Raw genomic sequence first — 8,144 nt, 5'->3', positions numbered from 1 at the left:
ACTCTTCAATTAAAGACTTGATGCTCAATGAATATATCTGGTTTGCTGCTATTTCTAGTTGCACTCCAACAAGACATTGAAAAACAATATTTTTTGTTTCCCAACTCCCTGCGAGTGCCCACACAGTTTGCTTGATAAATTGTTAAAGAGCGTGACCTTGTTCAGGTCAGGGATGCGTATTCTACGCATTCCGTATTGTTCGTCAAGCGTTTAAAGCGACTTAATCTTCTGTCTCTCAAACCCTTGTGACCGTTGGCGTGTTGCCCCGTGTCAGTGGATGCGCATTATAGGGAGCGGCGGATTTTGCGCAAGGGCTTTTTTGATAAAAACAGGCCACCGAACACCGTTAGCTTATTAACCCAGCAAAAACACAGCTTAACCACAGAGTTACCCACAATGAAGCCTCGTTTTTATTGATAAAGCCGTTAAAATGGCTGCATCAGAGTTCACCTTTAGGGAGTCAATCATGATCACACCATTGAAAAGTTATAACGGCATCACCCCCATGCTGGGCAAGGGAGCCTTCGTGGAAGCCTCCGCCGTGCTCTATGGGGATATAGAGCTGGGAGAAGACGTCAGCATCTGGCCGCTGGTGGCCGCTCGCGGTGACGTCAACCGGATCCGCATTGGTGCCCGGAGCAATATTCAGGACGGTACCGTGCTGCATGTCACCCGCAAGAGCGCTGCGCGACCGGAAGGACTCCCCTTGCTGATTGGCGAGGACGTCACCGTCGGACACAAGGCGATGCTGCATGCCTGCGTCATCGGTAACCGGGTGCTGGTCGGCATGGGAGCCATAGTGCTGGATGGCGCCGAGATCGGCGATGATGTGATTCTGGGCGCCGGCAGTCTGGTACCACCGGGGAAGAAACTGGAGTCGGGCTATCTGTATGTCGGCTCGCCGGTCAAACAGGCGCGTCCATTAACTGCGGAAGAAAAAGCATTTTTGCCCGAATCGGCGGCGAACTACGTCCATCTTAAAAACGAGTACCTGCAACAACAGTAAGGTGTGAGGCGTGAGGCTATAAGGAAAGACCTGATACTTCGTGCAGATACCGGTCTACGCCTCACCTCTCACGCCTTTCCCTTCACAGCTTTATAGATACAAGCCGCCGTCGGGCGCAAAGGCTTCCTCTCCCACCAGCTCGGCGACCCGCTCTTCGATATCGAAACGTACCGACTCGAATGCCAGCATGATATTGCCTTCATCTATCAGGCTCTGGCCGGTCATGTGCTCCAGGTGTGCCAACGCCAGAAAACAGTCGACTTTTCGGCCCTGCCAGTGAGCGGTAAAGGCAATCCCCTGTCGCTCCGGTTGCCAGTCGAGATCGTCATCTACAATAATGTCCTGATTCATGTTGCTGCCTCCAGTTTGGCTCGCAATGATGTCAACACAGGCATCATGTCCGGCCGCACGCCACGCCAGAGATAAAAGCTCTCTGCAGCCTGCCCCACCAGCATACCCAGGCCATCATGTCGATGTTCCAACCCAAGCTCCCTGGCCCAGGCGAGAAAGACGGTTTCTTCACGTCCATACATCATATCGTAGACCCGGGTCCCGGGATGGCAAACGGCGGCGTCGAGTGACAGCGCCTCTCCCTGCAGGCTGGCGGAGGTGCTGTTGATGATGATATCGAAACCGGTACCGGGCGTATCAAGTGGCGCGCTGCTGATATTGCCAAGCCGGCCAAAATGCTGTGCCAGCTCCTCGGCCCGGGCACGGGTACGGTTGGCCACCACCAGTTGCGCCGGTTGTTCCGCCAACAAGGGCGCCAGGGCTCCACGAGCGGCGCCTCCGGCGCCAAGCAACAGGATTCTGGCGCCGGCCAGGGGGAAACCCAGTCGCCTGAGATCCAGCACCAGGCCGGCACCATCGGTGTTATCCCCCAGCCAGCGCCCGTCCGCCTGCAGATGCAGGGTATTGACGGCCCCCGCCAGGCGGGCTCTTTCCGTCAATTCGGCTGCCAGCTCCAGGGCCTGGGTCTTGAACGGCACCGTGATGTTGCACCCCTTGCCGCCTTCGCGCGCAAAGTGACTCAGGGTATCGGCAAAACCATCGAGAGGCGCAAGCAGGCGTTGATAGTCGAGTTGTTCGCCGGTTTGCTCGGCAAAACGGCCATGAATAAAAGGTGACTGACTGTGCTTGATGGGATGACCGATGACGGCATATCTGTCCATGAATTCTGCTCTCATAACTGGGCGTAAACGCCGGTACCGAATAAGGCCTGACGACAATCGGTATCGGCAGCAATAATGATAATATTGCCATCACCGACGCTTTTTTGGTTGCATTAATTGCTGAAACGAATAGATTTTGCGCTAACGAACAAAAATTCTGTGGCTAGCCTTGGATACTGAACTCTTAAAGACCTTTCTGGAAGTTTCCCGCACTCGCCACTTCGGCAAGGCGGCGGAACACCTTTACCTGACGCCATCGGCAGTCAGTTTTCGGATCCGCCAGCTCGAAAGCCAGCTGGGGGTCACGCTGTTTACCCGATTGCGTAACAATATTCAGCTGACCTCCTCCGGCGATGCGCTGATCCCTCACGCCGAATCCATGCTGCTGGCCTGGGCCCGGGCCCAGCACGAGGTGGCCCTGAGCGAACGTCAGACCCAGCAACTGGCGGTGGCCGGCACCGCCAATCTGTGGGATGCCTATCTGCAGGATGGATTGCACCGGCTTTACTGCGAACTGCCGGCACTGTCACTGCGTGCCGATATCCGTACTCCGGAACAAATGACCCGCGCCCTGCTCGGCCGCACCCTGGATCTGGCGTTTCTGACCGATCCGGCTCGTATCGAGGGGGTCCGTCATATCGCCATCCACACCATGGAATTGCAGCTGGTCTCCACTTATCCGGGTCTGGATACCACCAAGGCCATGGCCCAGGATTATATTCGCATCGACTGGGGCACCTCCTTCAATACCCAGCACGCCAAGCTGTTCAATACCGCGACCCCGCCGCTGTTGCATACAGGGTCGGTTCGTATCGCTCTTGAATATTTACTGCACCATGGCGGCAGCACCTTTCTGCCCAGCTCCATGATCAGCAACTACCAACAGCAGGAACAGCTGTTTATTGTGGACGACACTCCCTCCATCAAGCGGGAAGTCTATGCGGCCTATCTGCCGGGTGGGGAACGCCAGGGACTGATCGATCAGGTGATCACCCTGTTTGGCCCCCAGACCGCCAACGATTAAATCCAGTCTCTCGGCACCAGAAAGTCGTTGAGCCGGGCTTCGGCCGACCCCGGCTCCGGTTGCCAGTTATATTCCCAGCGCGCCAGCGGGGGCATCGACATCAAAATGGACTCGGTTCTGCCCCCGGTCTGCAGGCCAAACAGCGTGCCTCTGTCATACACCAGGTTGAACTCCACGTAACGGCCACGCCGATAGAGCTGAAACTGTCGCTCGGCTTCGCCGTAAGCGATGTCTTTGCGCCACTCGATAATAGGGAGATAGGCGTCGAGATAACCCTGGCCAACGGCCTGCATAAAGTCGAAACAGCGCTCGAAGGGCCACTGATTCAGATCATCGAAGAAGAGGCCGCCCACGCCCCGGGTTTCATCCCTGTGCTTGAGATAAAAATAGCGATCGCACCAGGCCTTGTATTCCGGATACACCTGCTCCCCGAAAGGCGCACACAGATCCCGGGATACCCGGTGCCAGTGCCGACAGTCTTCTTCCACCGGATAATAGGGCGTCAAATCGAAACCACCGCCAAACCACCAGACCGGATCGGCGCCTTCTTTCTCGGCGATAAAGAAACGGACGTTGGCATGACTGGTCGGTACATGAGGGTTATGGGGGTGGATGACCAGAGACACCCCCATGGCCTCGAAGGAACGGCCGGCCAACTCGGGTCGGTGCGCCGTGGCCGAGGCGGGCATGGCGGTGCCATGAACATGAGAGAAATTGACACCCCCCTGCTCGATCACGCTGCCGTTGCGCAAGACCCGGCTACGGCCACCACCGCCTTCTGCACGCGTCCAGCTGTCTTGCTCGAAACGACCGGTGCCATCCGCCTGCTCCAGCCGAGTGCAAATATCATCCTGTAACTGCAGCAAAAATGCTTTAACGGCCGTGATATCCGGTTTACCGCTCATGTCTTTTCCTTCTTGTTTCCAATGTGATATTCAGGCCGGGCGCACCACGGCGCCGGTAATGCCATCCCTGATCAGTGACGGATTGGCGCGCCCATCCGTCTGCCCGGGCAGGATATAGTCGAGCGAGGTTCCCATGAATTCCGCCAGCTGTTGCTCGGTTCTTGCCGGCGACTCTCCGGTTTTATTGGCACTGGTAGAGACCAGGGGCTTGCCGAAGGCCAGACACAAATCGTGAACCTGCCGATGCGCCGTTACCCTGACCGCCAGAGAGCCGAACTGCCCCTTGAGCCAGGTTGGCACCTCGGGCCGGGCCGGAATAATCCAGGTATAGGGACCGGGCCAGCTATTGAGAATCACCTCGAGCCGCCCCTCCGGTAAGGCAGCCAAATCCAGGTAGGGCAATAACTGGCTGAAATCGGCGGCAATCAGCACCAGTCCCTTTTCTATTGGCCGCTGTTTTATTTCGAGCAACCGCCGTACGGCGTCCCCATTATCGGGATCGCAGCCCAGGCCAAATACCGCCTCGGTGGCATAACCGATGATGCCGCCCTGGCATAATTGCTCGAGCGCGGCGTTCATTGCTTGCGGGTTCATTAACTGACAACTCCCTTCATAAAACGACTCAACGCTGGTAGCCACAGCCCTTGTTGGGGCAATGCAGTCCGCCCTTGCGCTCCGCCAGTATGCCAAAACCGCACTCGGGGCACGACTCGGCCACCGGCCGCTCATTCATCACATAGCGACAGGCCGGATAATGATTGCAGGCATAGAAACGCTTGCCATAGCGGGAGGTTCTTGCCACCAGCCGACCTGTGCTGCAGACCGGGCACGACGGATCGGCCTGACCCTGATCGTTGATGTCGGCCACATGGTGGCAGGCGGGATAATGAGTACAACCGATGAAAAGGCCGTAGCGGCCTTTCTTGATGGCAAGAGGATAATGGCATAGCGGACACTGGCTGCCTTCCAGCACTTTCTCCACATCCTGATCATGTTCTATGACCTTGAGCGGGCGCAGATAATCGCAGGCAGGGTAGGACGCACAACCGACAAAGGCACCATGTTTACCATGGCACAACTCCAGGGTACCGCCGCACCGGGGACAAGGATCATGGGCCCAATCAGGGCCATGATCCTGGGTATTAAACAGACTGGAATCGATTTTCGACATACCGCGCCTCCGAATTCATTGAGCGAATTCTAACAGCGCGGCCGCCTTCAGTGAACCGCCCCTTCCGGTTGCTCGAAAATCAGCTCTTCCAACTGCTGATAGGCCGACTCGCTACCGGGCACATTGAACAGCACCATCATCACCACCCACTTGAGGTCCTCCAGCTCGATTTCCGGCGGATCCAGCTCCATCAGCCGATCGATGACAATTTCCCGGGTTTCGGCATTCAACACCTTGATCTGCTCGAGGAACAACAGGAAACCACGCCCTTCGGCGTCGATCTTGTACAGCTCTTCCCGGGTGTAGATACGGAATGAATCAGGTGCGGACCTCGCCCATGTCGGCGTTGCTTCCGCTTCCTGCAATTCGGCAAGGCGTTCCAGCCAGGCCAGCGCCTTGAGGATCTCTTCCTTGTGGAAGCCCGCCTGGGTTAATTCATCGGCGAGAGCATCCTGTTCCACCATGGCGTCTACATCGGTATGGATATAGGTTTCGAACAAGTACATAAGTACATCGAACATGATCAGCCCCTCTTCGCTCTGACATAACCCCCGGGTACCGCCTCCACCCAGCCAGCCAGCTCCAGCTCGACCAACCGGGTAAGTACCTCCTGCACCGGCTGCTGACAACGGGACGCGATCAAATCCACCGCCGTTGTCTCTAAACCTACGTTATCCAACAACGCCGGATAAGGCAATAATTCCTCTGTGTCAGGTGGCCGAATGTTGATCGCCGCCACCGAAAATGCCACCAGCTCTTCGAGAATATCGCTGGCCTCGGAAACCAGTTTTGCCCCTTGCTGGATCAGACGGTTACAGCCACTGGCCTGCGGATTTTGCCGGGCACCGGGAATGGCGAACACCTCCCGTCCCTGCTCCATGGCGTAACGGGCGGTGATCAGGGAACCGCTGCGCTCGGCGGCCTCAATGATTAATACCCCCAGACTCAAGCCACTGATAATGCGATTACGGCGAGGAAAATGATGCGCCAGCGGCCCTACCCAGGGATAGAATTCGGACAGCAGCGCTCCCCCCTTGTCGATCATTTCGTCCGCCAGTGCTCGATGCCGTTTGGGATAACAGAGATCCAGCCCCGACCCCAGCACCGCCAGGGTGAGGCCTCCGCTGTCCAGCGCCGCCCTGTGACTGAGGCCATCTATCCCTATCGCCAGCCCCGAAGTGATAACGGCTCCCGCTTCCACCAGCGGAGGGAGCAGTGTTTTGGCGTTTTCTCTGCCCACATAGGAGGGGTGACGACTACCGACCACCGCGATTTGCGGCCGGGCCAGGGCCGGGACCTCGCCTTCCACGAACAGCAGCAACGGCGCTCCGGGGATCGCCTTGAGCTGTTCGGGATAGGCTGCGTCATCCCACGATAAAATATGACGATTCGGCGCCCGCTGCTGCCATTCCAGCAAGGATTCCAGTATCGAAACATGGACGGTCTGCAGCTGTTCTTGTTGCTCTTCGCTCAGGCCACAGGAGCTCAGTTGCCCGGAGTGATACCATTGCTCACCGAGTGTGGTGCGCAACCGAATGGCCCGAACCGGCCCTATGCCACTGGTATGCTGCAGCGCCAGCCAGGGCAGCAGCGGATGCTGCTCAAGACCCGAATCCGGCATCGCTCACATGGCCCAGCGGATAATTCGCCTGCACCAGCTCCCTGTTATCCAGCACCAGGGCGGCACTGGTCTGTTCGTCCACCTTGAACACCATAATACGGGCTACCGCCTCGGCCGGCAGTTGCTCGGGCCGACTACCGGCACGCAGATAGGCCCCCGCCTGACTCGCATAACTCAAGCGACCGGAAGAGCCGGAGTTGACGTCGTAGACACCAGGCCCGGGTTTCATCACCGCATAGAGATCACCGGACCGGACCCCATCCGCCTGCCCCTTGTTGATAAAAACGACGCCATGGCGTCCGGTGACACTGCCCTCGGTGCCGATGGCCAGAATGTAGGCCTGATCGAGCGCCGGTCCCGGCCGGGGATAGTAAAACGAGGCCAGGCCGCCATCCATGGTCAGGGGCAGCACCCTGTCCCCCTGACGCATCTCCTGCTTCATGCTGCCGACCTGTGCCCTGGTCATTTGATAGCCCCCTTGCTCCTTCGCCAGCAGGGTGCCGACCAGTGCCGTTTTTTGTCCCAGCTCGGCACGAGTAAAGCGATCGATCAGCATTTCCTGCGGGCGGTAAACCCCATAGAGGGTGCCCGGCGTCAGTTGGCCACGAACATAGACCGACGACGCTTTTACCATGGCCTCCCGACCCTGCTGATCGCCGAGGATATAAGGTGCATGACCAAATAAAGACGGTGACATGATGCGATGGATGTCAACGAAGCTCATGATTGCACTGAGCGGAATGGTCGCCACGGCACTTTCGGTGCGTACCCTGGGGGCAAGACGCACCACCTTGTCACCTTCTCCTTTTACCAGGCGGGGCTGGCCGTTCACCCAGATCAGCCGCAGCACATCACCCGGGTAGATAAGGTGGGGGTTGGCTATCTGCTGGTTCGCCTGCCACAGTTTTGGCCACAGCCAGGGGGATTTAAGAAAGTGGGCGGAAATATCCCACAGGGTGTCTCCCTTGCGCACCGTGTAGCGCTCGGGGTAGCTCTCGTTCAGCTCAAGACGGCTGGTACTTGGTTCAAGACGGTTATTCGGTTCAAGCCGGTTGTTCGGTTCAAGACTGCTATTCTGTTCAAGACTGTTATTCGGTTCAAGACTGCTGGCCTGCAGGCCAAAACAACACCCCGCCAGCAACCCGAGCAAAAATCGGCTTCTCTGTTTCATCACATCCAGTTTCATCACATCCATGTCCTTACGTTAACTCTTGCTGTTTTTTATGCGCTTACATGGCTAAAATA

General features: G+C 57.4%; 10 protein-coding genes. 2 read left to right on the top strand and 8 right to left on the bottom strand.

Annotated features, from left to right (window positions below; genetic code table 11):
• Nucleotides 1-466: 466 nt before the first annotated feature.
• Nucleotides 467-1,006 carry a gamma carbonic anhydrase family protein gene (locus HNR62_RS10210; protein ID WP_204795986.1) on the top strand — a complete coding sequence of 180 codons (540 nt, stop codon included), beginning with the start codon at nucleotides 467-469 and terminating at the stop codon, nucleotides 1,004-1,006.
• A gap of 90 nt (nucleotides 1,007-1,096) precedes the next feature.
• Here HNR62_RS10210 and HNR62_RS10205 read toward each other — a convergent pair whose 3' ends face one another.
• Both HNR62_RS10205 and aroE read right to left on the bottom strand, forming a co-directional pair.
• Entirely contained in the window at nucleotides 1,097-1,357 is a 261-nt protein-coding gene (locus HNR62_RS10205; protein WP_204795985.1) for a DUF1488 family protein, read from the bottom strand.
• A complete protein-coding gene (gene aroE, locus HNR62_RS10200; protein ID WP_204795984.1) occupies nucleotides 1,354-2,178 on the bottom strand; it encodes a shikimate dehydrogenase in 825 nt (274 codons plus the stop codon). Before aroE ends, HNR62_RS10205 begins: the two co-directional genes overlap by 4 nt.
• Before the next feature lie 169 nt (nucleotides 2,179-2,347).
• Here aroE and hdfR point away from each other — a divergent pair, with 169 nt between their 5' ends.
• Complete coding sequence (gene hdfR / locus HNR62_RS10195) at nucleotides 2,348-3,202, top strand: HTH-type transcriptional regulator HdfR (RefSeq protein ID WP_204795983.1); 855 nt, start codon at nucleotides 2,348-2,350, stop codon at nucleotides 3,200-3,202.
• Here the strand turns inward: hdfR and hemF are convergent.
• The 6 genes from hemF to HNR62_RS10165 are packed head-to-tail and all read right to left on the bottom strand — an operon-like array spanning nucleotide 3,199 to nucleotide 8,088.
• Nucleotides 3,199-4,107, bottom strand: a complete 909-nt coding sequence (hemF, locus tag HNR62_RS10190; protein ID WP_204795982.1) for an oxygen-dependent coproporphyrinogen oxidase — start codon at nucleotides 4,105-4,107, stop codon at nucleotides 3,199-3,201. The genes hdfR and hemF overlap by 4 nt on opposite strands.
• Nucleotides 4,108-4,137: 30 nt before the next feature.
• Complete coding sequence (tsaC, locus tag HNR62_RS10185; RefSeq protein WP_204795981.1) at nucleotides 4,138-4,701, bottom strand: L-threonylcarbamoyladenylate synthase type 1 TsaC; 564 nt, start codon at nucleotides 4,699-4,701, stop codon at nucleotides 4,138-4,140.
• A 28-nt stretch (nucleotides 4,702-4,729) separates the two neighbouring features.
• On the bottom strand, nucleotides 4,730-5,278 hold the full coding sequence (locus HNR62_RS10180; RefSeq protein WP_204795980.1) for a DNA topoisomerase family protein: 549 nt from the start codon (nucleotides 5,276-5,278) through the stop codon (nucleotides 4,730-4,732).
• A 47-nt stretch (nucleotides 5,279-5,325) separates the two neighbouring features.
• Nucleotides 5,326-5,799 (bottom strand): DUF494 family protein, encoded by a 474-nt coding sequence (locus tag HNR62_RS10175; RefSeq protein ID WP_204795979.1) that lies wholly within the window; start codon nucleotides 5,797-5,799, stop codon nucleotides 5,326-5,328.
• A 2-nt stretch (nucleotides 5,800-5,801) separates the two neighbouring features.
• Nucleotides 5,802-6,899, bottom strand: a complete 1,098-nt coding sequence (gene dprA / locus HNR62_RS10170; RefSeq protein ID WP_204795978.1) for a DNA-processing protein DprA — start codon at nucleotides 6,897-6,899, stop codon at nucleotides 5,802-5,804.
• The gene (locus HNR62_RS10165; RefSeq protein ID WP_204795977.1) at nucleotides 6,880-8,088 is read right to left on the bottom strand and encodes a LysM peptidoglycan-binding domain-containing protein; all 1,209 of its coding nucleotides are present in this window, start codon (nucleotides 8,086-8,088) and stop codon (nucleotides 6,880-6,882) included. Before HNR62_RS10165 ends, dprA begins: the two co-directional genes overlap by 20 nt.
• Nucleotides 8,089-8,144: the final 56 nt, after the last annotated feature.

This window comes from Oceanisphaera litoralis, assembly GCF_016907015.1.
GTDB lineage: Bacteria > Pseudomonadota > Gammaproteobacteria > Enterobacterales > Aeromonadaceae > Oceanimonas > Oceanimonas litoralis.
This window is presented reverse-complemented; position numbering and strand designations above follow the sequence as displayed.

Bases quoted from the DNA above. Each gene is read 5' to 3' on its own strand.
- aroE (WP_204795984.1), bottom strand. From the start codon at position 2,178: ATGGACAGATATGCCGTCATCGGTCATCCCATCAAGCACAGTCAGTCA.
- HNR62_RS10175 (WP_204795979.1), bottom strand. From the start codon at position 5,799: ATGTTCGATGTACTTATGTACTTGTTCGAAACCTATATCCATACCGAT.
- HNR62_RS10210 (WP_204795986.1), top strand. From the start codon at position 467: ATGATCACACCATTGAAAAGTTATAACGGCATCACCCCCATGCTGGGC.
- tsaC (WP_204795981.1), bottom strand. From the start codon at position 4,701: ATGAACCCGCAAGCAATGAACGCCGCGCTCGAGCAATTATGCCAGGGC.
- hemF (WP_204795982.1), bottom strand. From the start codon at position 4,107: ATGAGCGGTAAACCGGATATCACGGCCGTTAAAGCATTTTTGCTGCAG.
- dprA (WP_204795978.1), bottom strand. From the start codon at position 6,899: ATGCCGGATTCGGGTCTTGAGCAGCATCCGCTGCTGCCCTGGCTGGCG.
- HNR62_RS10205 (WP_204795985.1), bottom strand. From the start codon at position 1,357: ATGAATCAGGACATTATTGTAGATGACGATCTCGACTGGCAACCGGAG.
- HNR62_RS10180 (WP_204795980.1), bottom strand. From the start codon at position 5,278: ATGTCGAAAATCGATTCCAGTCTGTTTAATACCCAGGATCATGGCCCT.